This window comes from Shinella sedimenti, assembly GCF_022601905.1.
GTDB classification, from domain to species: domain Bacteria; phylum Pseudomonadota; class Alphaproteobacteria; order Rhizobiales; family Rhizobiaceae; genus Shinella; species Shinella sedimenti.
Window position 1 is genome coordinate 1 of sequence record NZ_JAKVIN010000015.1, and the last position, 26413, is coordinate 26413.

Below are 26413 nucleotides of genomic sequence, written 5' to 3' on the forward strand. Positions count from 1 at the left end.
GACCTCGAAAAGGACCATGACCCCGGCACGGACAAAACAGACTTGACTAAGTCCCGCAATTAAAGGGCCGAAACACAGGAAAGGCAGAGATCTAATCGAAGAGATAACATGCGTGGGAGACGCCATAGATTTTCTCGAAGAGTGGCCTCGGAATGATCGTGACATCGCACACAACGCGACCATCAAAACGTGCCACATGGCTTTCGATGGCCTCAAACCGATAAAAGCCGGTCGCGATGCCATCCGCTCGTTTGGGGACAAGAAGGGCATTCTGATGAAAGCTCCCGGCGTGCAACCGTGGACGATCAGCTCGCGCTCCGGCGGCGGTCGCGTATCCTCTTAGTGAAATGAATGATGGTGGGAGGGACTGCAATCGCAGCCTCCGCTTGAGGGAACATTCTACCGCCGCCCGCTTTTCCTATAAACTAGCCGCTCCAAAGGAGGACATCATGGCCATTGCACCAGCTGAGCCCACCCCGAAGGATCCACCCGGCATTCCCAGTCCGGCACCCGATCTGCCAGCCCCCCCGATCAAGGAACCCGCACCTGACGTCTTGCCCGATGAATTACCGAACCCGAACCCAGACGAAAACGAAGACTTCCCGAGAAAAGTCTGACTTTTCGTGGTGATCTTGAGAGAGACGCTGACTTGGAAAATACGGTTAAGCTGTCTATCCTGGCGGCAGGGTTTTGTCACTGGTTCTTTACCTAGCTCTCCCAATTTTGGATGACGGAAAATGTTTTTATATTGCATTAAATTTAATACAGAGGGCTGATGTTTCATCCTTTAACAACGTAATACGAACATCTTCGAAGCGGCCATATAAAGTTTTATAGGCGTGAACCGGACCCCCTATCTGAAGGAATGATTCTGAAGGTGGAGCGTTACTGACAATGGACGATCCTTTCCAACTCAATCGATTTGTCGAAGCACAGGAGCCTATCTTTTCAACTGCTCTTGGAGAGTTGCGCGCAGGCCGCAAACAAACCCATTGGATGTGGTTCATCTTTCCGCAGCTTCGCGCCCTCGGCCGCTCGCCCACCGCAGAGCTCTACGGAATAGCTTCACTGGATGAGGCCCGGGCGTATCTACTGCTTCCTGTTCTGGCAGGCCGACTGGTGGAAGCGATCGATGCGGTTCTGATGCACCACGACCGACCGGCCAACGCTATCTTCGGCTCGCCCGACGACTTAAAGTTCCGATCGTCAATGACGCTGTTCGATGCAGCCGCTGATCACGATAACGCGCAGTTTCGGATTGCCTTGGAACGCTTCTACAGCGGCAAGCCAGATGAACGGACGTTGCAACTTCTTGGATGCTGGAGCGATTGAGACCTTGGAGGTCGCAAAGTGAAGCTCGCTACCTATAATGTTAACGGTGTCAATGGCAGGCTCCCTGTCCTGTTGCAATGGCTGGAAGAAGACGCACCCGACATCGTCTGTCTTCAGGAGCTCAAGTCTCCGGACGAGCGCTTCCCCCGGCGCGAGCTTCAGCGGGCGGGATACCAAGCCGTGTGGCACGGGCAGAAGAGTTGGAACGGCGTTGCGATCCTGGCCAGAGGTGCCGCGCCCATTGTGACGCGACGTGGCCTGCCGGGCGATCCGGATGACACACATAGCCGCTATATCGAGGCTGTCATCGATGGCTTTCTGATTGGCTGCCTTTATCTTCCAAATGGCAACCCGGCACCCAGCCCTAAATTCGACTACAAATTGCATTGGTTCGAGCGCCTCCAATCCTACGCGGCCGAGCTTCTGTCGCTAGATGTGCCAGTGGCGCTCGTTGGGGACTTCAACGCAATACCTGCCGATCTCGACGTCTATGCACCAGAGCGGTGGCGCGATGATGCGTTGTTCCGGCCAGAGGTCAGGAATGCCTATGCTAATCTCCTAGCCCAGGGCTGGACGGACGCTGTCCGCAATCTCCATCCGCACGAACGCGTCTATACGTTCTGGAAATATTGTCGAAACGCTTTCGAACGCGATGCGGGCTTGCGCATCGACCATTTCCTCCTTAGTCCGACGCTAGCGCCCTGGCTGAAAACAGCAAGTGTGCGCCTCGGCCCGAGAGGCTGGGATCATACCAGTGATCACGCGCCTGTTATGATCGAGATTGGGCCGCCATCAGATTAACGTTACGTTCCCGATAAAGAGCTTATCGGCTATTTGGACCCGACCCGAACGACATGGGGCGCGGCGTAGAAAACCGATGGGGATGCAATGGCAAGAGCGCTGATAGCGATCCGCGCCAACCTCATCGGAAACCCCTGAGAAATCCGCTTCCAGGACGAACGTGACGCCGTTTCGGTTTTAAACCAGTCGAGCTTCGCCCTTCAGGTCGGCGGCGAGCAGGCGCTCGATCAGCGTGGTGCCTACCCTTTGCGGGTGGGCAGGACGACCTCGGGGCCGCCGCGCTCTTGGAGTGTCTTGCCCAGGAACGGGCTGGTTTTCCTATCGTACTGCCAGGCAGTGGACACTCGCCCAGTCGGTGCCGAGAGCGCACCGTACTTCGCGGCATTCGGTGCCAGTTCGTGAAGCGCGAGCGTCACAGGAATCACGGCCTTTGGCGGGAGCGAGCCCGTATGGCCGTCTATAATTAACATCTCTGCGGAATATGGTGGTGTTGCCTGCTCAACGAATCGCCCGAAGATCCGCTTTCTGCCAACCTCTGCGAACCACAATGTCCTGCGCGCGGCTACGCGATGATTTCGCAGGAGCGATTGGCGCAATCGAGAAACCGCATACGATGAACGGAATTCAGAACGCTCTGCGATATCTCAAAGCACCTATCTCCGGTGCCGAGAGGCCCATCGCACCTGCAGGTCTCACGCTCGCCGTCTAATCAGACAGGCCATTTATCGCCGGTCTTCCTATGAGAGGACAAGCTCGCATCGAGGCTAGAAAACGGGACAAGGTGCGCAGTGGTCTATGAGACACAACGCGCCTGCACTCCATGATGCTCCAGGTGACGTCGTACACGTCTTAAGGCATATCTCAACAGTCCTGTAGGATCAGCACGGGTAAAGACCTTTATTCTAACTGTTCCGAGACACTGCAAATCCAGATGCGAAACCGAGGCAGCTCTAAGTTGATACCTTACCTAGGAACCCAATCAGATCGCGGTTCAGCCGATTTGGAACAGTTGCGAACAGCCCGTGGGGCTCGCCATCGTATTCTATCAACTGTGCCCCGGGAATGCCTTGCGCAGCTGCACGCCCCGCAGGGCCGATCGGCACCGTTTCGTCGGACGTGCCGTGAATGATCAACGTCGGCATGGTGAAGGACTTGAGATCAGATCGAAAGTCTGTGTGTCCGAAAGCATCAATGCAGTCAATCGTGGCCTTCGGACTTGCCATGACGCCAAGGATAAACGACCAGTCGAGAATGCCCTGACTAACAGGTTTGCTAACCAAGCCCACGCCATAAAACGTCTTAGTGAAACTTTGGAGGAACGCGAAACGGTCTGCCCTCACCTGCTCTTTCATCTCGGCAAATACGCTGGAGTCCACGCCGTCGGGGTTTGTCGAGTCCTTCAGAAGATAAGGGACAACCGACGCAATCAATACGGCTTTCGACACCCGGCCGGCACCATGGCGTGTCAAATATCGGGCTATCTCACCGCCGCCCATCGAAAAGCCAACGAGATGCGCTCTCTCGAGGTGGAGACCTTCAAGGACGGCGCAAAGGTCGTCAGCAAAGACATCGTAGTTGTACGTGCCTGCGGGATGCCCGGACTGACCGAAACCGCGGCGATCATACGTGATGACCCGATAACCGGCTTCGAGAAGTGCCAGTGACTGGTACTCAAACATGTCGCCTGTTAGAGGCCATCCGTGGATCAACACTACGGGGTAGCCTGATCCGATATCTTTGACGTGAAGCTGCGTGCCGTCCTCTGCCTCAATGTAAGCCATTCTTGGTTCCTCAGTTTCTTGGCGTGATGAAACGAAGGTGGCCGACAGTTCGTTCCCTATGAACTTAGGGCGGATTAGACGTATTGACTTCAAGCAACTCTCCACAGGCGCACTCCACCTGCTTAATGAGTGCTCCGCCCTACCGAGAGCAAAAGTGTTCCGCTTTTCAAGCATCACGGATTCTTAGATGAGAAAAGGTGCTGCGTTTTACATCTCTAGCGATTTTGGCCTCCCTTTCGGTCGTTGTCCCAGCCCCGGCCTTTGCAATCGATTGGATTGGCAACAGGTTTGATTAAAATTTTGAAGACCACCTTCGAACCCATCAACAACAGGGTGCTCGACAGTATAATCGCCGCCAAAAGAAACTGCCTAATACTGAACAGCCACGCGCGCTCAGGCGCCATCGCAGCATGTCAGCCGAAGCGGAAAACGAGCGCGTGCCGAAGACCGACGCATTTTGGAAAATCATCGCCCCCGCATTGAGCGAGAGCACCGCCGTCGGGTTGCTCGTGACGGCAAAGCGTGTGCAGATGGACGGTTATAACAAGAGGCGTTTAAGATCGGCGCCCGAGCCGGTCGGCAAATGACGGAAAAATGGTGACAAGTAACGTCACGACCGCGGCTGTGCCGGCCCGAGCTTCTTGGCGTCTATCCTTGCCTCCTCCCAAGGCAATCAGGCTTGTAGCGGAGGATGTGCAGACACTTGGCAGGGGCGGTAAACCTTCGATCTGGTGTCAGCTAGAGGCTCTTCCAAAATCTATTCTGCTTCGGGGGCACCCCGACGCCAATAGGAAACGACGAGATGCTGACTGCTTGCGAGTTGTCGCTCTTGGCGGGCAAAAGAGCGGATAGCGCGGAAAGTATCAAATTCGCAACCGGCCCATAGATAGAGCCGCCCATCCTTACCTGGAAACTCGGTCTCGCGAACTGCATCGAACAAAAGTGTAGTGGTGCCGGGAGGGCGGTCGCCTCGAAAGAGCCACACGACCTCGATTTTTGCTGCCATATCCAGCGTGTGAGTATCGGCACTACCAGCCACTTCAAGGAACGCCTTTCCCTTCGCACCGGCCGGCAGATATTCCAGCATTCGGGCGATCGCGGGAAGTGCTGTTTCGTCTCCCGCAAAAAGATACCAGTCGGCCTCGACTAAACCACCACCGCCGGGACCGACGACGCCGACCTTGTCGCCCATTCGCGCTTTTTCTGCAAAGCCTGAGCCAGGGCCGGCCTCGTGCAGCACAAAGTCAATGTCGAGCGTTCCGGCGGCGAGATCGACGGAGCGTACGGTATACTTGCGCATGAGGGGCCGAAGCTCGGGCTGGTCCCAGGCGATGATGCCGTCGTTTCCCACATGCGGCCACTGTGGCTCGACGGCCTCCGGGCGCTGAATCATGAGGTTGAGATGCAGCGCATCGAGGCCAGCGAAGCGCGCAATGTTTTCACCGGAAAATGTCAGCCGACGCATATGCTTAGTCAGCGCCCGACAGCTCACCACCTCTAGGATCTGGAAATTCGGGGGACGGACGATTTCTCCGCCATCGCCCGTCCAGGCGATGGCCGGCGGGTCGTCGCCGGAAAATTCGAGAATATGGGATGCAATTGACATGCGTGCGAAGTAGAGACCCTCCAGATCGGGCGCAGTGACATCAACCACCGTTTCCTCGCCGTCCTTGGAGAAAGCGGCGCGCGTACTGCCGAACCGAAGCTCTGGACCGTCCGCACGTACGGTCACCTTGGCATCGTGTTCGAGCATGTGATCACAGAACTGCGCGATAACCCGTTCGGGTTCACGGAGCGCGATCCGGGCCTGAGCGGTGTAGTCGCTACCTTGCATATTCTATCCTACGGCTGGAAATCGACCCAGAACGTACCTTCGAGCGGCACGGCCAGAAAGCGTTTGTTAATCTCTGCGAGGGTTTGGGCGGGATCGACATCAACGAAGATCGCGGGATGCATCCACTTGGCAAAACACTCGAAAATGAGGATGTTGAGCACCGAAATGGAGAGCTGATGCGACACGGCGTGAGCCCGGCCTTCCCTCACCGCCGTCAGCGCGTTGCGCATATCGCTTGCGAAAATGGCAGCAAGTGATGTTTGTGCGGCAGCCACGCTGACACCGCCGCCCAGAACGAGACCACCCTGGGCGGCAAGATGTGGCCCGCCGGTCGCGATGTAGACCGTGGGGTCGGCGTCGAGCACATATTCGGAACTCAGCAAGCCGTCATATCCCGGCAAGTCGGCGCCAATATTTCTTCCTCCGGCGAACCGAAGATACTCCGTAATGCGATTTCCCTTGCCGGGCGTCGTGCAGCAAGTCGCGCCAGCATGGGCATCCAATAGCACCGAAACCGGTTCAAGCCCCGCCGTGCGATCTGTGATGCGCTTGTATCTCGCTCGCACGAAATCACCAAAGCTTTTACCCTCTTCCGCCTGCCCTACAGCCTCTGCGAGAAGCTCGACCGAGAACGCGGTCGTTTCTCCGGGGCCCTTGCCGTCATTGACCGGCCCATCGAGAAAGAGAACTGGAACGCCGGCCGCTTCAAGCGTCGTCGCGACTTCCGCCCAGCCGGTCTCCCAGATCGAAACGACGAAGAGATCCGGCTTTACTGAAAGGACCGCCTCGACAGAGGTTTTCGCCGGTAGCACGCTGCCAACCGTCGGTACCCTGTCGATCGCGGGAAAACGCCGTCGATATGCCTCGTACATGCCGCGGTCGATGCGCCGCGGCGCCGCCCAGCCGGCAAAACGCGCCACAGGATCAGCATCGACGAGGGCCAGCGACAATAGAATGAGGCTTTCATTCGTGACGATGCGCCGGGCAGGCTTGGCGAGTGTTACCGTGCGCCCGGCTGCATCGGAAAGGACGATCTGCGCCTGTGCCGGCGCAGCCTCAAGCGTTGCCAGCAGGAGCAACACCACCAAAATCCTGAAGAATGCCGCCGGCAGGCCCGTGCGGCTTCTTCCCCGGGCTTGTCTGCTCGCCAAGCTTACCATGAGTACTTCAGCGACGCCGTGATGGCGCGACCCGCACCATAATTGCAGCTCCCCCCGGTGCTATTGAGGCAATGCGAAACGTAGACTTTGTCGAACAGGTTCGTGACGTTCACGCGAAGCTTCGTGCCTGCGAAATCCTTGTCGAGTGCAGCAAAGTCGTATTCCGCTCCGATATCGACCAATCCACGTCCTGAAATGCGCAGTTCGTCCTTGTAGGTACTGTCCGTCTGGTAGGAAGACAGGGCGCGCACGCCCGCACTCAGGGTCAGGCCTTCAAACACCTCCGGCCGATACGCGAGCCAAAGGCTTCCCTGATGTTCAGGCAGACGCAGGACTTCCCGCCCGAGCTCCACGGGATTGTTGGTCTCAAACACCTTCGAATGCGAGTAGGCATATGAGGCAAGAATATCGACGTTCGGCGTCAGCTCGTATTTGCCCTCGATCTCAATGCCACGAACGCGCTGGCGGCCAGACTGGACGTTATAGAGCGTATCGGTCGGATCCGGCGTCAGCCCATTCTTCAGCGTTAGATCGAAGAACGATGCGGCGACCATGCCACGCCCCTCCGGCGGCTCATATCTGATACCGAATTCGTACTGTGCGGCCGTCTGCGCCTTAAAGGCCTTGCCATCCTTGTCTGTCCCCAGCGTCGGTAGAAAGGCGGTGGAGTAGCTGGCATAGGGCGCAACGCCATTGTCGAAGAGATAGGCAACGCCGGCCCGCCAGGTCAGTTTCTGGTCGTCGGTCGAGACGACCGGCGACGGTGTCAGCATCCTGTTCGCGCTGTCAATATCGGAGAAATCGTAACGCATGCCGACCGTGCCCACCCAGTTATCATATCGAACCTGGTCCTGCACGTAGAGACCAACCTGCTGGCGTTCCTGAAGCCCAGAACGCTGGATGGCGGGCACGGGAATATCGACTTCGCCGTAGCGCGGATTGAGAAGATCTAGCGATGGAACACCGGCAATGGCGTTGCCGAAATTGGTGGATGACGTTGCCTTTAAATAGTCGAGGCCGAAGAGCATGGTGTGGTCTAGTGCACCGGTGCCGAAGCGGGCCTCCACCTGCGTGTCGACATTAAAGCTCGATACCCAGTCGTCGGAAATCGCCGCCGCGCGGTTCAGCGTGTGGCCATCCGGCTGGTACGCGAAGGCCGGGTTGACGAGAACGAGCAGCATGTTCTGGTCAGAGCGACCGTAGCGCAGGTTTTGCTTCACCGTCCAGGTTTCATTGAACTCGTGCTCGAACTCATAGCCCAGCATGTAGAAGTCACGCTCGAAGGTACCAAGGTTGGGATCGCCGAAATTGATGTCGAGCGGGATTTGGCCAATCGGGTTTTCCAGAAGCGTGCCCACGGCGGGGTAAAAGCGGGGATTGAAGTTTTCGGGGCGATCTTTCTGATAGTATCCATAGAGTGTGAGCGATGTCTGGTCGGTGGGCGCCCAGGTGAGGCTGGGCGCGACGACCAGTTGCCGTTCACGTTCCCGATCGACCTGTGTTCCCATGTTCTTGCCGAGAGCGGCGACCCGGTAGAGCCACTCGCCGTCCTCCGTCAGCGGGCCTGTCATGTCAAGCGTAGCCTGCAAACCGCCGTTCGAGGAGGTTTGCAAACCGACTTCGTTATGCGCGGTTGCCTGCGGCCGCTTGCTGACCTGATTGACGAGCCCGCCCGACACCGAGCTTCCGTAAAGCACGGAGGTCGGCCCCTTGATAACGTCGATACGCTCCAAGGCGAAGGGGTTGACACTCGGCGTCGCGTAATTGCTGGGATCTCCCGCCAGAGCGAGACCGTCGAGCCACATCGTGCCGTAATTGCTGGAGCCGCGTATGTAGAGCCAATCATAGCGGATATCGTAACCGTTAGGGTCCGGAAGAACGCCCGGCGTATAACGCAGTGCCTCGGCGACCGTATTCGCGCCCTGCTGATCGATTTGGTCGCGCGTCACGACGCTTACCGCTTGTGGCGTCTCACGTATCGAGGTGTTCGTCTTGGCAGCGCTGCGAGCACTTTTGGCGACGATGCCTTTCTCCGGCTCGCGGCCGCCATGTGCGCCTCCTTCGATGGTGATGGTTTCCAACACGGTCGCGCCAGAATCCTGCGCATGCGACGGGGCCGCAGATCCGGTAACGAAAAGTGCAACGGAAGAGATCAGCCACAAGCGCCTGCGCAATGCCCCGCCCCTTCTCGTCTGCCCTGCATTCATGTCTGCGCTCTCAAACAAAATCATCATCACGGCCTCACCCGACACGTCGCCTCGTATAAACTTGACCAACTAAATCAAGTTAATATATCTCTTAGGTCAGCATTGGCACGACAGGCAATGGCGGTTCCTTTGCGGAACGCGCAGACATCTTTGCAGTCCGAGAATTCTCGGCGCGCTTCAAGGATCGACAAGACCAGGCGGTCAATGTTGGCGGGTTTTTACGCGGGGCAAATGAAGGATTGAGCATGGACGCCGCATCGGGCGAAGCCGGGAAAGGAGCGAACGAGGGGCGATTGCGCGTGCGCGACTTCCTGCGGCACGACGGCATTGCGCTAGACAGCCCTGATGACCGCCTCTCCCCCGACGATACGCTGATGAAAGGGGCGTTCCTGCACAAGGAGCTGCGCCGCGGCCTCGTTCTGCATGTCAGCGATGCGATAGAAGAGCGGGCCTTCACCGCAACCTCGCTCCTGCCGGAGGAGCTGTCGTGCATCTTCTTCCTTGAGGGCACCGTCGACCTGTCGATCGGTGACCGCCGCTTCGCCTTTCAGGCACATCGCGGTGCGGCTCAAGGGGTAGCGATTATGAATACCTGCCCCGAGCATTTCGCGCGCGCCTCACGCGGACACCAGCACCTGCGTCATCTCGTCGTCTCCGCCACGCCGGAGTGGCTGCACCGGGATGTGCTTGAAACCGTTGTCGACAACAAGGGCGGCGCGCGCCTGCTGCGCGATCATCTGGCCGAGCACCGCTGGACGCTCACACCTCGCATGGTTGCGCTCGTGCGCGAGATTTTCGCACCTTCACCGCTCATTCCGCAGCTGTGGGACCTTTATCTGGAAAGCCGGGCCGTGGAACTTGTGGCCGAGACCATGGCCGCGGTGCTCAAAGCCGACCGCAACGAACGCGGCGGGAGCATCGTGACACGGCACGATGCAAACTGCCTCCAGCGTGCCAAAGATTTCATCGATACCCGTATCGCCGAACCGATCAGCGTCGATACCATCGCCCGGGAAGCCGGCATCAGCGCTAGTGGTCTGCAGCGCCTGTTCCGCATCTCGGAGAACCGCAGTATCTTTGACTACGTGCGCAACATCAGGCTCGAACGCGCATTCACCGTTCTCGCAAGCGGCGATGTCAGCGTACAGGACGCGAGCGCAATCGCAGGCTACACGAACCCCGCAAACTTCGCGACCGCATTCCGCCGCCGGTTTGGCGTCGTTCCCACCGCAGTGAGAAAGAAGGCATAGTGGTGCGCGCTCGGACCCGCCATAGCCTCCCGCAGCATTTAATCCCCGAAAGGTGGTAGCCGAAGAGAACTAGGGGGGCGAGTGTGAGGTCATGGTGCGCCCGCCATGGATCGTGTCCGCGACAGACGTCCGCAGAGGCGACCATCTTGTCAATAATCCTTGTAAGGTTGGCGTATCAACAAACACTCTGGCAGCAAGGTCGCCCGTCGGCATGCCGTTGACGGCCTCCAGCGCCCTCAAAACCCGCTACTGTTCAATTGAAAGCCATAGGGCTTGATTTCTAGTTCATCCGAGGTCGCACATTCTAGAACGACACCTACCTGGTATTTTTTCTCCTAGTTACACATCCGAACGTAGTTAATCTACGATCATTGAGCGTTCTACGTCCAGCCTTACTAAGGGGAGCTTTCCCGCAGCACTATTTTTGGAGAGGGCTATAAAGTAGGGGAAACATCATTGCCTATCACGGAAACCCCGCCGCTATTTTGAAGTGAGGGCGCGTTATTCCATCAGCGCATAGGCGATCTTTGCCTTCCGTCGGCTGAAAACATCTGGATTTTGCTTTAATCTACAATTTTATGGAGAATTATCGAGCCAACCGGAGAATAACGGCGCTCGTTAGAAGGATCGCGAGACGATCGTGCATTCTCGGAGGGATTCTCAGTAATCCTTCATTGACACGGTCTAAGCAAAACCGGTCGATTTCAGCGTACAAACAAGCCATTTTTCGGGTTAGGATCACGTTTGGATATTCACGCCAATACCTGCCGGATACTTCGCTACAAATACGTTACTCGTCATCAATTTGCGGCATCGATGCCACAGGGCCCGGCCACCCGATTTTTTAACCTTAACGAAGCATCTCAAAGAAAAAACTGGAAATCAACCGGATATCATTATAAATAGATCGTAAATTCTAAGCTTTTATGCGCCGACATTGGCAATTTATGGCACAATAGTATCCCTAAATAAGCTGTCACAGCAATATTAAGTATTATTTTGCAAATCGACAGAATCTATAGCGGGCATTAAACACGGACCTCGATGAAATGAGTAAACAATCTGCTGATAGATTCGATACATCCGTAGACTTATTGCCATGTATATCACATTATTGTGATCACCCGTTGTTTGGAGAAGCACTTCGGCGGGCCGCCTATCATATGATAGCAATGCACGACGCGGCGCCGCGTATCGTACGTTACACTGCAAATTTACAGAAGTGGCTTCTAACGCAAACTATAATTGCTCTTCACTTCGAGCACCTCGTCGACTCTTCCCAGCCTGAACTCACTGCGGCGCGTCTTATCGAATTCATGGTGAACAAAAGTATTGCGAGTAAAAATACCGCCGTTGCGCATCTTTCCGAAATGCGAAACTATCAGTTGGTTGTTGACGGGGTCCGTTGTAGCGACAAACGTGCTCGCCCTCTCATTGTTTCAGCTCTTGCCGAAACTTTAATTCGCCAATGGTTTGAAGGGCATCTCCATTCGCTCGACACTCTCGATCAAGCAGGACGCCTGGAGATTTCGCGTGGTGATCCTACCCTGATGAGCCGCGTACACCCCCGCGCGATACGCCATCTCCTAACAAATCCTGCTTGGTGCAATCCTCCAGAAAGTGTTGCCACATTCGTCTGGACAGAGTCGGGGAGTAATATCCTTCATGACCTGATCGCAAGGACGGCGGCGACAACGCCGCTTGAAGCTCCCATATGGGTTGGTCCTCTCAGGCTCACAGAGATCACTAATCGCTACATCATCTCTCGCAGTCATGCGCAAAGGGTGTTCGCGCGCGCGCGTGAACTCGGTATCGTCGGGTGGGAGCTCCCAGGCAACAGTGGCTCGTTCTGGATTTCGCCGAAACTGATTAATGACTACAGAGCTTGGCAGGCAGTGAAATTTGCCGCTTTGGATGAGGCTTTCACATGGACGTCTCTACAGCGCTAGCGTGAACGGCCACTTCAAAGCACGGCTGACAACCAAGCCAGAATCTTAAAGTTTTATGAATGGTAACATTGCATTTTTATCATTCAGATTATTCGATCATTTTCCAAGTACATGATGATGTTGCTTAATTTCTTGGAGCTATAACTTGTCTCATCAACAACGGGGAGACAAGAAATGAACAACGTAGCCGCAATTTCTATTTTTCTTTTCGGATCGCTCGCAAGTGTATCTACAGCATCAGCTGGAGCGGAACTCTCTTCGCCAGCTTTTGTGCAGCAGGCTAATGCCGGCGGCGCGGGCTTCGCCTCCATCGACACAGCCGCGATCATGAAGCCTGTTATGGATCTCGTCGTGTCTTCCGCTCCGGTCAACACAACTTCCACAACCGGAAACCTGTCGTTTGTGTATCAGAGCGGCGACTTTAATACCGCCTCGATCGAACAGAGCGGCTCGCGCAACGTCGGCCTCATCCAGCAGATCGGTTACATGAATGCGGCATCGATCACCCAGTCGGGTATGGGACATCAGGCATTCATCGCCCAAGAGGGTCGTAACAACGTGGCCATCATCCGGCAGCGTTAATTGATAGCTTCGCGTAGGGACAACTGCGCGTTATGCTTCCGTTCGAAGGAGCCCGATATTCGGGCTCCTTTGCATTTCGTCAGTTACCGTCATCAACGTCAGGAAGCTCAACCGGATCCGGGTTGGGCTGCGGAACACCGCCGAAATCGGGAAAATCGATGGTAAAACCAGGGCCGCTCGAGCTTGCGCCTTCGCCTTGCGCACTTGCTTGTGAAAGCAGCCAGTTGCCGTTCAGCGGATCACCACCAAACGACGGATTGATCGGTCGATAGACAAGTTCGGAAGCAAATCCAGCGCCAGCGGTCGAAAGCGTGAGCGCTGCAGAGAGCAGTGCGAGATGAAGCACTTTCATGGGAATCTCCTTTTTCATATGACCAATTCGTCAGCGTTTCGGCAGAACGTACATCCGGCCAGGCACGACAACGACTGTTTTGTTTTCCAGTCCCCGCAGACCCGTGGGCATCATGTAACGACCGCTCTGCTCGGTCTGGATAGCGACGACGGTTGAATTTTTTGAGTCGCGCACATCAAGCACGCCGGCCAAGCTGTTACCGTCTTGAACATAGGCAATCTGATTGTTTTCACCGGAAACGCCGACAAGCTGGAAGTTGTTATCCCCCCTGCTAGCTTGAACCACCGAGTTGTTTTTACCGCCTTGCACGAGCAGCGCAGCAGAGCTGTGCCCTTCAACTGCCTGGACGGCGCGGTTGCCTGTGCCAGCCTGCTGTATCACAGCAAGACTGCCGTTACCATTAATCCCGGCATGCGCACTGTTGCCTTCTCCGAGCTGTATGATCGAGGTGGTCGAGCCAGCTTCACTGCCAAGAAAGGGTTGAATCGGCTCCATCAGCGCGTTGATTGTCGCCGGGCTGGCTTCATAATCGGCGATCAACATGCCTTCAGCAGCCGCTGGCGCAATCGTCGCTGCCAGGGTCCCGACAACCAATGCCCCTTGAAGAAAGCTTGCTAGTGAATTTCTGTAGCGTTTCATCTTCGTATCCGCCCGTTTATCCTCTGTCAGATCGGCGTCGGCGTTTGCTCGAGCTCGATGATCTGATCGACGTTACACAATTGGTTTCCCGTCTCGTCCGTCACCGCTAGTGCGATGCGTGCTCGGCCCGAGCGGTCAACGACGACCTCCGCGTTATCGAGCGTGCCGGTTGAAAAGCGGTTTTGCTGCCTGGTTGAACTGCGCCCTGAAGAAGAGAGTTTAGAAACTTCAAATGTAAAGTTGCCTTGGAGCTCGCTTGCGGCGTGGATGAACGGTCTGATAACGGCGAACTCTTCACCCGATATGCTAATACCGCATGCCCTGACGCGGGTATCACTGCTCGTCCCGTAGATAACGTGACCATTCATCGAAGTCGCACCTACTTGAAGACAGATAGATGTTGTCGTTACTGAAACGAGGATAAGTCGAACTGATTGCAGCATGACCGTCCCTCGGAAAGATGGAGCGCCCTGCGGGCGCTCCATCGATTTCGTTAGTTCTGGCTCACGAAGGCCACGTTGGCATGACCAGCCTGAATGACGACTGAGCTCTGTCCGCTGTTGCCCTGGCTCACCACCGCGTAGTTGCGGTCAGTATCGCGGCTACCGGAACCGTACTGCAGGACGACCGAGTTGGAGGCAGATCCGGTCTGGCTGATCCAGGCATTGGAGTAGGCGCCAGCCTGAATGACTGCCGACGAATGGCCGCCTGCGCCCGACTGATCGACAAGCGCAATCGACTCTTTCGATGCCTGTACGATCAACGAGGTATTGCCCACCGTGTTCGACTGGGTGGTCGCTGCTACGTTATGCTGGCCGGCCTGAACGGTCAGAGCGGTGTTGCCCAGGCTTGCGATCTGCGTTGTGGTTGCCGTGTTGTCGTTACCGACCTGAATGATGCCAGCGGCCGACAGAACGGCGCCGTTCTGTACGTTGCCAGCACCGTTGCCATCACCATATTGAACGATCGCGCCGATCGAGCCGATCGTGGCGGTCTGGACGTTGGTCGCACCGTTTTCGTCACCCACTTGAACCGCTGCCCCCAAAGAGCCGGCTGCGACGGTCTGGAAGTTAAAGGCACTATTGTCGTCGCCAACCTGCACGATGCCAGCCGCCGAAGCCACTGTGGGGACATTGATTTCCCCGAGCGGGTTGGTGAATGGCGTTGTTGTGGTGGCGGTCTGTGTCTCCTGCGTGGTTTTTACACTCTTTGGAACGCCAAGGAATTTTGTGTCGCTCACGGTTGTTTTCGTGGAGTAAGTTGTCGTGGTAAGGCTCAGCGTACCACTTCCAGGAAGGATGAGTTGCCCAACCTGGGAGTTTGCTGCGATGTTGCCGTCACCGAACTGACCAATAACCGCGACGGAGTCTTGTGCAGGAGCCGAACCTTGGCCAGTCGCGACCGTCGGGCCACCTTCTACCCCCCAAACATAACTGCCCACGCCGAAGACGTTCCAGTTATTGTAGTTCGGCAGCAGAACGTTCGTCGTAAGATCGAACGCCGGCAAGACTTGGTACGAAACGGTTTCCGTCCCGCCCTGCGTATTGTAAGCCGTGTTATCAGAGCCAACCTGCAGGATACCCGCGATAACGTTGCTGCTGTCTGCCTGCTGCAGGTTCCCAGCGGTATTGCCCCAGCCGAACTGGCCGATGAATGCGCTCGCGCCGCTCACGTCATCCTGAACGTTGAAGGCTTCATTCAATCCGCCCGCGCCCTGGATGATGAACGCGTTCGAACCCATGACCGAGCTTTGGCTGTTGCCCGCTTCATTGAAACGGCCATCCTGCACGATCGTCGCGCTTACGTCAGAGCTTGCCGTCTGCAGGTTCCTGGCCGAGTTTTCGCGTCCGCTCTGCATAATTGCTGCGCTACCGCCGGTTACAACGGACTGGAGGTTTGTCGCGTCGTTACGGTTGCCTTGCTGAACGATTGCGGCATCCGAATTGGATACGCTCGCCTGCATGTTGCCAGCTTCGTTACGGTTTCCATCCTGGAGGATGAAGGCCTGTGCATTCGCGCTATCGACCTGGACGGTGCCAGCATCGTTGCGGTTGCCCTTCTGCAGAATTACGGTTTTGAGTTCCGCGCCGTTCGACTGAAGGTTTGTCGCCTCGTTGCGCACACCATCCTGAGCGATCAGGGCGCTGGAATTGGCTACGTCGGCCTGCAGGTTGCCGGCTTCGTTCGCGCGGCCGACCTGAAGAATCGAAGCGCCCGTTTCGGTAGCATCAGACTGACCGTTGGTGGCTTCGTTTCTCACGCCGCCCTGGACGATGTTGGCAGCCGCCTGCACACCGCCGCTCTGCGTGTTTGCGGCATCATTGCCTGCGCCAACCTGAAGGATATTGGCGCTGTTCTCCATGCCCCCGCCCACCTGGGCGTTGGCCGCGTCGTTATCCCGGCCGAACTGCGCGATGTTTGCATCGTTGTCGCTGCCGGTGTCCTGGAAATTGGTCGCATCGTTGCGCCAGCCGAACTGGCCGATGTTGGCGCTGTTGCGCGTGAACTGTTCGGAGCCGACAAGATCGTCCTGGTAGTTGGCGGCAGCATTGCCATTTCCGAGCTGGAGAACGGTAGCGTCATTGCCATTACTTTCGTTGCCGCCGCGGCTACGCACGTTGAATGCAACGTTGTCGTCGCCGAATTGCCCAATCGCCGAGCTGTGGCTAGTGCCGCCGTTCGAAAGATTATAGCCGCGGTTGCGGTCGCCGCCTTGTACGATTGTCGCCGTCGAGAGACGTCCGTCGTTTTGGTTATTGAAAGCGACGTTGTCGTCGCCCACCTGGCCGATCGTTGCCGTGTTGCCGTTGTTGTAGCCGTTGGCGTGAAATTCACCAATCTGGTTGTTGTAGGCTTGGTTACCATCTCCGACCTGAACCGTCTGTGCGGCGTTGTCTTTACCGCCGTTGGCGCCGCCAGTTTGCGTATTGTAAGCCTGGTTCAGATTGCCGTTCTGAAGGATCGAAGCATTCAGGTTTTCACCGCTGCCGACGGCTGAGCCTGGGGACTGCAGGTTGGACGCCGTGTTGTCATTGCCGTCCTGCAGAACGAAGGCGCTCGAATTGTTGACCGAAACCTGCGTGTTCATAGCGCCGTTGTTGGCGCCGCTCTGAATGGTGGTCGCAGACGTCGGGTCAACGCCCATTTGCAGGTTCATCGCCTTGTTCTTATCACCGTCCTGAGCGATCAGAGCGGTGGCGTCAGCAGAGTTTTCCTGGGTGTTGATCGCGCTGTTTTCAGTACCGACTTGCAACACGCCGGCTTGGCCCTTCATGCCATTCGTCTGGCTGTTCAGAGCCGCGTTGCCTGCCCCGCCTTGCGCGATGACGGCCGTAGAAGAGGACTCGTCCGTCTGGTTGTTGACAGCGCCATTCCCAGAACCACCCTGCAGGATCCCCGAGAACGAAGCGCCGGTCTGACCGACCTGATTGCTCTCAGCATAGTTGCCGCTTTGTGCACTGAGGTTCAACTGAATGATGCCCGCATCGTTGGAGCTCGCACCGTCCTCCTGCGAAAGCCGGGCCACGTTCTTGTTGCCGCCCTGGAAGATCGTGCCGCGGTTTGCGCCATCCTGTCGGAAAGTGTCGACAACGTTGTTGTTGCCGAACTGAGCGATACCGCCGATGTTGGTTCCCTCTTGCAGGAAATTGCTGCCAACAAAGTTCTCGCTGCCGAGCTGCATTACGCCGAGGGCGTTGGAGACCTTCTGGGCATCGCCGGCATCCGTTCCAGACAGCGGAAGGAAAACGTTCTTGCTACCGTGCTGATAAATAAAGCCCTGGTTGGAGCCATCTTGCGAGAGGTAGGCAAAGTTGCTGTCGTCGCGTTGGCCGATGTAGCCGATGTTTGCTTCCTGCGCCGAGACGCCTGCGGTCATCGCAAGGACGGCGGCGCCGGTCAGAAGCAAGGTTTTTCTTGCTGAAGATTTCATGGACTTCTCCCTTGTGTTCGGCGCGGACGTCTTTGCGTCCAGAGCGTCTAGCTCGATTAGAGTGTTAACAATTAGTTTAATAGCATTTTGGACTGCACCCAAACAAGGCGCAAATACAGAACTATTAATTGTTAGTTAACTAAAAAGATGAACGAACCCAGTTTTGGGACGGGCGACGCGCGTCCAATGAAAATAAAAAAAGGTGCGCGACGGGCCTTTTTATAGGTCCGCCGCACAGCAATTGAACTTATTAACAAGCCTATATTACAGTACCTTCAGTTTTACTTTGCATTTTTCGCGACGGCGAAGGTAGTTTGATACTTCTCGTCGTAACGGCGAATAAATTCAGCCTCGCCGGACCGATCCTTCAAATGCCAAAGTCCTTGACGGACGCCGTCAACGGCGAGCGAATAGACGGCAAGCTCGATGCCTTCACGAACGGCCAGAGAGCCGGGGTCATTGCGTGACTGACCAAGCTCGATTTCGAGGAGTTCGCCAGCCGTGGCGAACTTGTATGCACCGCCGCGCACCTGTACCGAATAAATCTGCTTGGTGGTGGTGGTCGATGCCAGGACTTCACCCGTTTGTACGCTGACTGCGCGCAGGTTCACCGTGACGACGTCGGAGCGATATTGAACGTCTCCGCCAATTCCAAGATAACGCGCGCCAGCACCACCAGTAAGCTCATTGGAGTCGTAGCCGACGATACCACCTTCCAGGAGCAACCCTGCAAAACGAACTGGTGGCAGGCCACTGGCGCGACCGTAAGCACGTTGCGTATTTTCGATCAACGTACGTTCCTGGACGAGATTCTTCAGGCCCGACCTCTCAACGACGCGGAACCACTGCCCCTGTCCGGTTTTCTTAAGGACATCGACAAGAATAGCGGCACCACCCTGCGTCACAGCACGGCTGTACTCCGCAAAACTTTCGTTCGGCTTGGCCTGTCCGGTCAGGTCGGGGAAATCATACACCGCGACATCGACGGGAATTTCCGGGAGCGGAATTATGCGCACCTTTGATGATGTCTTGGTCGGCGCCGTCAAGGTTGCTGCGGGCGTGTCAAGTTTCTGCCCGCTCTGACATCCGGCAAGGAGCCCACCAACTACACAAAGAGCCACCAATTCGAATTTCATTGTTCCCCCGTCCGGCCCGCCAACTCTGGCATGTAGCCACGTGCAAGAGCGCCTCGACCGAAAAACGGCCAAAGCCACAAGACAAACGCGATCGCTTCGGAAACTATAGCTTCCGAGCAACTACGTGATGATAGTATTTACTTTCCCTCTCAATCTCGCCGCACAGAAGTGTCTCTCACCCGAGCATGCGAAATCTTGCAATGCTTCGTAGCACTGATTTTTTGCTAAAATGCAGTCCCAATTTTGGGTGCATTTCGGCTTTTGATCAAAAATCGACCAATAATCGACGCATTGGTTAACGTCGTGGCAACCAAACAACAGTCGATATTCTTTATCGGGCGGCCGCGCCGCGTCCTACCGTAGGCCACTCCGTATCTGCGGACGAAACTTTCACAATCGCCGCGGAACCGGCGCCCACGCTGGGAACCGCCTGCTCTACGGCAGCCCGGATCGCGCTTGATCCACCCGTATTCGATGCCTTGGAAAGCTTCCGCTTCAACGGACTCTTCGTCGTTACGACAGGCTGCGCTCCTGCGGGCATTTGGCTGACATAGGCGCCGTTGCCTTCACCGCGGTTGACCTGATCAATATATGCTTGAGCGGACACGGCTTGCGGAATGGCAAGCGAAAAGCCAACCAAGGCCGCAATTCGGCAGCGAGAACGTGAGATCATCTTCTTCACCAGACCTGAGATTTTCGAATGGACATGAGTATTAGGCCCTTATTCCCAAAATCACAATCTTCAACTCTGGTTTGACTCGGATAATGTTTCGTGGAAGAGAATTCACAACAGGATATATTGGAGCCAAGCTCATGACGTCGATGAATTCAAGGAAATTTCTTGCCTGCCTAACTATGGCGGCGTTTTTTTCGCAGCCATTGCCATCGATTGCGCAAGAGGCGGCTGGCCCGATGTTCTCAACACCCGCCGAGCGATCAACGACGGGTGTTCCCATTCTTAGTGACCAAGGCAGCGTTCGCAACGACACCATTATCGATTCCACGGGCGGCCACTCACGTACGCAACCCGTCGCTTCCGACCAAAACCGAAAAACGTCATTCAAACCTGATCAGTTCAAACAGTGGGCTCTGCAATGCGTCGACCAGGCAAATACGCAAAAAAGATGCCAGATTTCCAGCACGACACTTTCGGCTGACAGCAAACAGGCTGTTCTTGTTGTAAGCTTGGCTTATCGTCCCGATGGAAAGTCGGTCGCGATGCAGATGGCCGTCCCGCTCGGCATCGCGCTGAAGAATGGCGTCGAGTTAAGCGTCAAGAGCGGTTCATCCACAACATTCCAGGTAAGCCGGTGTACGCCGCAGGGATGCCTCGTCGAGGATACTGTGGAACCGGCCCTGATTGAAGCGATGAAAACAGGAAAGAACGCTACGGTGTCGGTCATGACACCAGAAGGTGCAATAATTCCGATAGGGCTCTCGCTTGACGGTTTTTCGGATGCTTATTCGGCACTGATTGCGCACTGATGCCCGAATACTGACGGTTTAACTCGTGTGGCTATGGCCTGAAAGCACCTTGAGCCCTCCGGCTGGCAGAGCTTTGTCTATGATACGACGATCGCTGAGAACCGAGCCGTGCGGCTGCGCTAGGTCACCCGCCGGAAAGCGAGTAATCCGGCTCTTCGCAACGGGTTGCTGGGGGTGTGCAGCTAATTGCCCGCAGAGTAACTAGAACGGCTTCGGTGGCACGATACGATGTCGCTTTTCGAATTCTGCGCGTATTATTCGAGGTTGGCGTCAAAAATACTTTAATAGAACGTCATTTAATTATCCACATCGCACATATAGCACCAATCAATGAATTTATCTTTACGTTGGTAAAGAATGCTGCATATCCTGATATCGATGTAAAACCTATTATATTGAGAGGGCGCGATACATTCTTTAAATTAGCGCTTAATATATCGGATTGCCGGATTTAAGTTTCCCAAAAAGCCTCACTCGATCGTGAGATTTTATAAATTTTTTGCCGCAGTCAGAGACGAGCCATGCTTCGAGCGCCAGTTCCATCGAGAGCGCCAGAAGCATAGACTCGACACCGACATGTGTACGTTCGCTAGGAGTTGAGGGCTTCTCGAATTCTCTCGCTTCGAAGCTCCTGTTGTTCGGAAAATCGCCCTTACTGCATGTCGAATCCTGAAGGTGCTGATGGATGATCATGAATATGGCAGCAAGACATTCCGGGAAGCTTTGCAGGTAAAGAGCATCGCATACTTCATCTCGTCGAGCCGCAGCGGGATGGTGTCATTCTTCTGTGACAAGCCACAATGCCAGTAGCGCCACAAGTTCTTGAACCTCGTCGCCAACCTCATGGCAATGTGCCAAGCCGTGATACCGCAGATGCGCGAGTGCCGATCCGGCGTGATCTTCAACGTCACCTCGAGCGTCACGCTTGCCACAATGCCGCTGGCGGAGGTCTACACCGCAAGCAAGCAGGCGATCGAGGGCTTCACAGGTTCGCTCGCGCATAAGGTCGGCTATTTCAATATACGCGCCAAGCTAGCCGAGCCCGGCAATGCCCCTACGACGCGTTTCGCGCAGAATACGTGAGGATCGACGACCTGATCCCGCCGGCCTATGCGGGCTTCGCAGCACCGATCTTCGCGGGATTTTCTAATCCTGCAGTGACAACGAACGAAGTCGAGGTCGCCGAGGCTGTATGGACCGCCGTTCACGACGCGTCGGACGGCCTTCAGTTTCCGGGTGGAGCAGACGCGGTCGCACTCTACGAAGCGCGTCATCGATGATGACCGAAAACGTCCTGATCATAAAGGATAGACACAGCGCGGCATCTGCCTGCGACGCCTTTCTGAAAAGAGATTGCAATGGCGCCGAAGGCGGTTTCTACAACACAAGTTCATCTCGGAAGCCGACCTGCATCCGGAAGACCTTGTTGTTTCACGGGAGCTCACGACCTACCTAGCCAACTTGGCGAATCCCTTGGCAAGAATGGGACCGGTCGGACGTTGGATTGGCGAACCACCTTCATCTTCGAGGGTTATCTCGTAGAGCTGTGCGTCCTCGGGCGTGGGAAGTGACCACCCCTGCAACCTCGCCGAACGTGCCTGGTCAAGTACTCCGAGAGACATTGGCCCCATCTCGGGCGAAGGTAACGTCCAGACCTGCATTGTCTTATGCGCTGGGACAACGAAATCTGTCAGTAGCCTGACATTCGCAGTATCGTTTCCGTAATCCTCCACCACCGCCTGCACCTCGCCCGCCTCGTTCATGAGCACTGCTATAACGATTGGGTCAAGCGGCCGTGTCATGCTCCACGTCAGGCCAATAGCCAGAATGACCGAAGCAGCCATTGCCGAGATGGCGGCCGCTCGCCAGCCGGAAGCCCGATTGTTATTGGCTGCGGAGACAGGATTAGCCGCAACTTGAAGCGAAGGCTTCGACCAGTCGGGCAGTCGAGAAGAAACGGCATCCCAAAGGCTTGGCGATACATCCACTGGGGCGAGGCCTGTATCGAGCGGGAGGAATCGTTCGCGCACCTCATCAACGGCCTGCCGCAATGCCACATTCCGCTCGATCTCCGCCTCGACATACGCCCGTTCGGGTCCTTCGAGCAAGCCAAGCACATACTCGTCAGCGACGGCGGGGATATCGTTGCGCTCCAATTTCATGCCATACACTCCCGCAATGAGGAAAGGCCCCGCCTAATCCAGGACTTAGCGGTGCCAAGCGGCAGCCGTAGCTTTCCGGCAATCTCACCATGGGTGTATCCTCCGACATAGGCCATCAGAATGCCGCGTCGGCGTATCTCTTCAAGCCCGTTGAGGCACTCGTGCAAACGGCTGTTTCGGTCCAGCGTATGCCAAGCCGCCATGATCTCGTCCAGCTGATCGGAATCTTGTAACGCTTCCACCTGATCGTCGCCGACCAGGTCCTCGCGACGCCCGTCACGTAGCAGATTGAGTGCACGGTTTCGGACAATCGAATAAATCCAGCCCCGAGCCGAGCCGCGCCCCGGCGAATATTGATGCGAATGGGTCCAGATGCGGATAAAGCTTTCCTGCACAACTTCTTCCGCAAGCTCACGTCTTCGCAGTATCCGTTGCGCGACCGCCACCAGACGCCCGGCTTCCTGGTCGAATATCCGCTTCAGCCCGTCCCGGTCTCCTTTTGCACAATCGGCAAGCGCTGCTTCGAGGTCTGTCGATTGATCCGTCACCGAGGCCAAGCGCCTTCTCCTGATGTTTTCGTGGGCAGAGCGTCCGTCTCTGCTGTTGCCATGCCGTCATATTCTCGTCCAGTCCAGCCCCTCTGGCGGTGGTGAATTCACCTTATTGTGACAACACATAAGATGGCGATTGGGATGCAGCATCGAAAATATTTTTCGTGGCTGCATCCGCAGGCGGTTTCTCATGTGTCTCCTGATGGAGAGCCTGCAAACGGCGTACGCCGCAAGCTCTCACCGACTTGAAACGCAACTGGAGAACAACATGACCCTCGCTCGCACCGCTTTTGCCGCCTCGACTGTCCTCGTCGTATCCATAACCGTCGCGCACGCCGCCCCGGTCCTCGGACTGACGGGAGAAAAGACGTTGATCATGTTCGACACAGCACAACCTGCTGTCACGAAGACAATGGAGGTCAACGGCGTCAACAAGCTCGTCGGCATCGATTACCGCCCAGGCACAAAGACCGTAATTGGGGTGACACCGGAACATGCAATCGTATCCATCGATCTTGAGACCGGCGCAGCAACAGAAGTTGCAAAGATGGACAAGATGCTTCCCCTGACCGAAGCACCGGTGGTTGTTGATTTCAACCCCATGGCCGATCGTCTGCGCTTCATGACGGGCACCACAAATCACCGTGTTCATCCCGATACAGGCGCCGTAACCATTGACGGTACGCTGGCTTTCGAAGACGGGGACATGCACAAGGGCGAAACCCCGAACATCGTCGCGGCCGCTTACACGAATTCAATCGGAAAGCCGGAGAAGACGGCGATGTACAATATCGACGCGACCATCGGCGCGCTTGTTCAGCAGACCAAGCCGAATGATGGCACGCTCAAGGCAATAGGAAAGCTCGACTTGAAAGAAAAGCCCGCGACCTACGCTTTCGACATCCAGGGTGAGGACGGCGGAAAAAACACTGCCTACCTGGTAGCGAGCAAGATCCTGTATACCGTCGATCTGGAGACGGGTGCGGCAACTGAAGTGGGCGCTATCAACGGCCTTGATAATGAGCTACGCGACATCGCCGTTCTGCCTGCCATGTGATCAATCGGTGCAGCGCCTCTTTTCAAGAGCCGCTTGGTTGAACCTTAGGAATGAATCGATCGGCCGCCCATTGAGGCGGCCGATCTCATTTTACTCCAGAGTGAAGAGCCTACATCTTAGGAAGCAGAACCTTGTCGATCACGTGAATAACGCCGTTTGACTGCTTGACGTCAGCAATCGTGACATGGGCGACATTTCCATTTTCATCCGTCAGGGTTATCTTGCCCATGTCCTCCTTGGCCTTGACAATGCAGCCGCCGACCGTTTTGACGTCATGTGTGCCGTTGTCATCTTTGATCATCTTCTCGATGGTCGACGCCATCGCGTCGGCAGCGACGACATGGCAGGTAAGCACCTTCGTGAGTTTCTCCTTGTTCTCAGGCTTCAGGAGTGTATCGACAGTCCCCTTCGGCAAGGCTTCGAACGCCTCGTTGGTCGGTGCGAAGACGGTGAACGGGCCGTTGCCTTGAAGCGTTTCGACCAAGCCAGCAGCCTTGACGGCAGCGACAAGTGTCGTGTGGTCTTTCGAATTCATGGCATTCTCGACGATGTTCTTGTCTTCGAACATCGCGGCGCCGCCAACCTTCGGGTTCTTTGCGTAAGCGCTGCCGGTTGCAATGGCGAGAATGGTTACGCATGCAGCAAGACGAGTGACAAACTTGGGCATAATCTGCTCCTTTGCGCCGATGACCCAGACGCGGACCGCGTCTCCCAAGGTTCGGCTCCCGACTAAGGGACAGAACAGGTACGAGGCGGCCACAACAGAAGTTTCAAGAAATCGGCACCGCCCGTGGAAAACCAGTCATCTCTTTCAGTGAGTGAACTGTTCCGTCAAGACCAGCGCACGACAACCGTGGGAGATGCCTGGTCAGAAGCTTCGAGCAGTCCCGCTAGCGACAATAGGACCCGTCGCACGACCGGTCGGCGCTCCGCCAAATGGTTCCAGTGTCACGGCAAGCGTTGCTCCATCGCGAATTCGGTCGCGAAGATCAGTTGGGATGACGAGATCCCCCTCAGTATCTGGGGGTAGTATACCAAGCGACAGCGGGTCGCCCTCGCCGGGAACGAGCCAAAGCTCCAAGGACTTTTCTTCACGCGCGCCGGCTGCTACCGGTACGATGCGCATACGACCGCTCGCGGAATTATAGGTGGCCAGCATGCTCACCGAATTGGCCGGCGCAGATAATTCAGCGATATATTCACGATCACTCACACCCAAGAACACACTTCCTGACGCGTAGATCACTGCGCTTGCGGCTATCGCCGATGTCCCAAAGGACAACCAACGCCAGAAAGACACTGAGTTCCAGACACCGTTCCGGGCTTTTACCACTTGCTGCTCACCGAAAATGCGACCTTTGATTTGGCCTAGAACGGCGTCACTCGGCGAGACCTCATCATAGGCGTCATTGAATGACGATAGGTCACTTTCCCAGTGCTGGATGAGCGTGGCAAACGAATGATCCTCCGCCATTCGACGTTCGACAGCTCGCCGGGCCTCGAGCGAGAGAAGCCCTAGAACATATTCGCCTGCGAGAATCTCGTCCTTTGGTGTGGCGTTACCTTGGCTCATCGCTGCATGCACTCCCTAAGTTTCAAGAGGCTGCGGCGCAACCAGGTGCGCACCGTGTTCATAGGGACTTTCATCTGCTCTGAGAGTTCAAGGTAGCTCAGTCCCTCAACATAGGCGCGGCGAACCGCACCAGCATGAACCGGATCTAGCTCAGCCAGGCATTTATCGATCCGGCGACCCTCATCCTTAATGCCAACCTGTGCTTCGGGGCTGGGCATTGTGTCGTCCGCAACGTCATAGGCGGCTTCGAGATCGTCAGGGGCCGGCTTGCGGGCACGAATAAGGTCTATTGCGTGGTTGCGGGCGATAGTGGCGAGCCACGCAGTCGGGTTGCTGCTGCCAGCCGCAAAGGTTCGCGAACGCTGCCAGACTTTTACGTAGATCTCCTGGACAGCGTCTTCAGCGTCGCCGCGATTATTTAAAATGCGTAGGCATATGCCCATCAACTTTGGGCTGGTCATTTTATAAAGGGAGATGAACGCCGCCCGATCACCTATCGCAACACGATTGATTAGGCCTTCGATATCGTTGCTTTGCATTGAGAATGATCCTGCCACTGCTTCATATAGAGAGCGACCCTCATCGAAGACAAGCGCAGCTTTGACACGAAGAGGTGCAAGAGGCCGGAATT

23 protein-coding genes and 1 pseudogene are annotated in these 26413 nt (G+C 56.0%); 10 read left to right on the forward strand and 14 right to left on the reverse strand.

Going from position 1 to position 26413, the window contains the following annotated elements:
- Nucleotides 1–58 precede the first annotated feature (58 nt).
- The 3 genes from MKI86_RS23015 (at nt 59) to xth (ending at nt 2133) form a co-directional block, all read left to right on the forward strand.
- Nucleotides 59–343, forward strand: a complete 285-nt coding sequence (locus tag MKI86_RS23015; protein WP_306424492.1) for a DUF982 domain-containing protein — start codon at nt 59–61, stop codon at nt 341–343.
- Between the two features lie 551 nt (nt 344–894).
- Nucleotides 895–1332 carry a DUF1810 domain-containing protein gene (locus MKI86_RS23020; protein ID WP_241605728.1) on the forward strand — a complete coding sequence of 146 codons (438 nt, stop codon included), beginning with the start codon at nt 895–897 and terminating at the stop codon, nt 1330–1332.
- Between the two features lie 18 nt (nt 1333–1350).
- Nucleotides 1351–2133 (forward strand): exodeoxyribonuclease III, encoded by a 783-nt coding sequence (gene xth / locus MKI86_RS23025; RefSeq protein WP_241605729.1) that lies wholly within the window; start codon nt 1351–1353, stop codon nt 2131–2133.
- Between the two features lie 950 nt (nt 2134–3083).
- On the opposite strand, the gene MKI86_RS23030 is transcribed toward xth, so the two are convergent.
- The gene (locus MKI86_RS23030; RefSeq protein ID WP_241605731.1) at nt 3084–3914 is read right to left on the reverse strand and encodes an alpha/beta fold hydrolase; all 831 of its coding nucleotides are present in this window, start codon (nt 3912–3914) and stop codon (nt 3084–3086) included.
- A 410-nt stretch (nt 3915–4324) separates the two neighbouring features.
- On the opposite strand from MKI86_RS23030, the gene MKI86_RS23035 reads away from it, so the two are divergent.
- The gene (locus MKI86_RS23035; RefSeq protein WP_241605733.1) at nt 4325–4501 is read left to right on the forward strand and encodes a hypothetical protein; all 177 of its coding nucleotides are present in this window, start codon (nt 4325–4327) and stop codon (nt 4499–4501) included.
- Nucleotides 4502–4671: 170 nt separating this feature from the next.
- Here MKI86_RS23035 and MKI86_RS23040 read toward each other — a convergent pair whose 3' ends face one another.
- The 3 genes from MKI86_RS23040 to MKI86_RS23050 all read right to left on the reverse strand — a co-directional run bounded on the left by MKI86_RS23040 (nt 4672) and on the right by MKI86_RS23050 (nt 8992).
- Nucleotides 4672–5748 (reverse strand): siderophore-interacting protein, encoded by a 1077-nt coding sequence (locus MKI86_RS23040; RefSeq protein WP_241605735.1) that lies wholly within the window; start codon nt 5746–5748, stop codon nt 4672–4674.
- Nucleotides 5749–5756: 8 nt separating this feature from the next.
- Nucleotides 5757–6830, reverse strand: a complete 1074-nt coding sequence (locus tag MKI86_RS23045) for an ABC transporter substrate-binding protein (RefSeq protein WP_241605737.1) — start codon at nt 6828–6830, stop codon at nt 5757–5759.
- Nucleotides 6831–6901: 71 nt separating this feature from the next.
- Nucleotides 6902–8992, reverse strand: coding sequence for a TonB-dependent siderophore receptor (locus MKI86_RS23050; protein ID WP_241605739.1), 2091 nt, complete (start codon nt 8990–8992; stop codon nt 6902–6904).
- Between the two features lie 368 nt (nt 8993–9360).
- Between MKI86_RS23050 and MKI86_RS23055 the strand changes: the two genes are divergently transcribed.
- The 3 genes from MKI86_RS23055 (at nt 9361) to MKI86_RS23065 (ending at nt 12896) form a co-directional block, all read left to right on the forward strand.
- Nucleotides 9361–10365: a helix-turn-helix transcriptional regulator gene (locus tag MKI86_RS23055; protein ID WP_241605741.1), complete on the forward strand. Its 1005-nt coding sequence runs from the start codon at nt 9361–9363 to the stop codon at nt 10363–10365.
- A gap of 1049 nt (nt 10366–11414) precedes the next feature.
- Entirely contained in the window at nt 11415–12314 is a 900-nt protein-coding gene (locus tag MKI86_RS23060) for a hypothetical protein (RefSeq protein ID WP_241605743.1), read from the forward strand.
- A gap of 174 nt (nt 12315–12488) precedes the next feature.
- The gene (locus MKI86_RS23065) at nt 12489–12896 is read left to right on the forward strand and encodes a hypothetical protein (RefSeq protein WP_241605745.1); all 408 of its coding nucleotides are present in this window, start codon (nt 12489–12491) and stop codon (nt 12894–12896) included.
- 79 nt (nt 12897–12975) lie between these two features.
- Here the strand turns inward: MKI86_RS23065 and MKI86_RS23070 are convergent, their stop codons facing one another.
- The 5 genes from MKI86_RS23070 to MKI86_RS23090 form a co-directional block, all read right to left on the reverse strand.
- Nucleotides 12976–13248, reverse strand: coding sequence for a curli assembly protein CsgF (locus tag MKI86_RS23070; protein ID WP_241605746.1), 273 nt, complete (start codon nt 13246–13248; stop codon nt 12976–12978).
- A 30-nt stretch (nt 13249–13278) separates the two neighbouring features.
- Nucleotides 13279–13887, reverse strand: a complete 609-nt coding sequence (locus MKI86_RS23075) for a hypothetical protein (protein ID WP_241605748.1) — start codon at nt 13885–13887, stop codon at nt 13279–13281.
- Nucleotides 13888–13913: 26 nt separating this feature from the next.
- Nucleotides 13914–14330 carry a curli-like amyloid fiber formation chaperone CsgH gene (csgH, locus tag MKI86_RS23080; protein WP_241605750.1) on the reverse strand — a complete coding sequence of 139 codons (417 nt, stop codon included), beginning with the start codon at nt 14328–14330 and terminating at the stop codon, nt 13914–13916.
- A 50-nt stretch (nt 14331–14380) separates the two neighbouring features.
- Complete coding sequence (locus MKI86_RS23085; protein ID WP_241605752.1) at nt 14381–17818, reverse strand: beta strand repeat-containing protein; 3438 nt, start codon at nt 17816–17818, stop codon at nt 14381–14383.
- Between the two features lie 281 nt (nt 17819–18099).
- Nucleotides 18100–18954 carry a CsgG/HfaB family protein gene (locus tag MKI86_RS23090; RefSeq protein WP_241605754.1) on the reverse strand — a complete coding sequence of 285 codons (855 nt, stop codon included), beginning with the start codon at nt 18952–18954 and terminating at the stop codon, nt 18100–18102.
- Nucleotides 18955–19767: 813 nt separating this feature from the next.
- Here MKI86_RS23090 and MKI86_RS23095 point away from each other — a divergent pair.
- Both MKI86_RS23095 and MKI86_RS23100 read left to right on the forward strand, forming a co-directional pair.
- Nucleotides 19768–20439, forward strand: coding sequence for an invasion associated locus B family protein (locus MKI86_RS23095; RefSeq protein WP_241605755.1), 672 nt, complete (start codon nt 19768–19770; stop codon nt 20437–20439).
- A gap of 843 nt (nt 20440–21282) precedes the next feature.
- Nucleotides 21283–21719, forward strand: a pseudogene (locus MKI86_RS23100) (SDR family NAD(P)-dependent oxidoreductase); the annotation flags it as partial.
- Nucleotides 21720–21887: 168 nt separating this feature from the next.
- Here MKI86_RS23100 and MKI86_RS23105 read toward each other — a convergent pair.
- Both MKI86_RS23105 and MKI86_RS23110 read right to left on the reverse strand, forming a co-directional pair.
- Complete coding sequence (locus tag MKI86_RS23105; protein WP_241605757.1) at nt 21888–22601, reverse strand: anti-sigma factor; 714 nt, start codon at nt 22599–22601, stop codon at nt 21888–21890.
- A complete protein-coding gene (locus MKI86_RS23110; protein ID WP_241605798.1) occupies nt 22598–23149 on the reverse strand; it encodes a sigma-70 family RNA polymerase sigma factor in 552 nt (183 codons plus the stop codon). The genes MKI86_RS23105 and MKI86_RS23110 overlap by 4 nt, the downstream gene beginning before the upstream one ends.
- Nucleotides 23150–23420: 271 nt before the next feature.
- Between MKI86_RS23110 and MKI86_RS23115 the strand changes: the two genes are divergently transcribed.
- Nucleotides 23421–24209 (forward strand): DUF4394 domain-containing protein, encoded by a 789-nt coding sequence (locus MKI86_RS23115; RefSeq protein ID WP_241605759.1) that lies wholly within the window; start codon nt 23421–23423, stop codon nt 24207–24209.
- Between the two features lie 109 nt (nt 24210–24318).
- Here the strand turns inward: MKI86_RS23115 and MKI86_RS23120 are convergent, their stop codons facing one another.
- From MKI86_RS23120 to MKI86_RS23130, 3 genes are all read right to left on the reverse strand, one after another.
- Nucleotides 24319–24876 (reverse strand): fasciclin domain-containing protein, encoded by a 558-nt coding sequence (locus MKI86_RS23120; RefSeq protein WP_241605800.1) that lies wholly within the window; start codon nt 24874–24876, stop codon nt 24319–24321.
- 201 nt (nt 24877–25077) lie between these two features.
- Complete coding sequence (locus MKI86_RS23125; RefSeq protein ID WP_241605761.1) at nt 25078–25782, reverse strand: anti-sigma factor; 705 nt, start codon at nt 25780–25782, stop codon at nt 25078–25080.
- Nucleotides 25779–26321: a sigma-70 family RNA polymerase sigma factor gene (locus MKI86_RS23130; protein ID WP_241605763.1), complete on the reverse strand. Its 543-nt coding sequence runs from the start codon at nt 26319–26321 to the stop codon at nt 25779–25781. Before MKI86_RS23130 ends, MKI86_RS23125 begins: the two co-directional genes overlap by 4 nt.
- Nucleotides 26322–26413 lie beyond the last annotated feature (92 nt).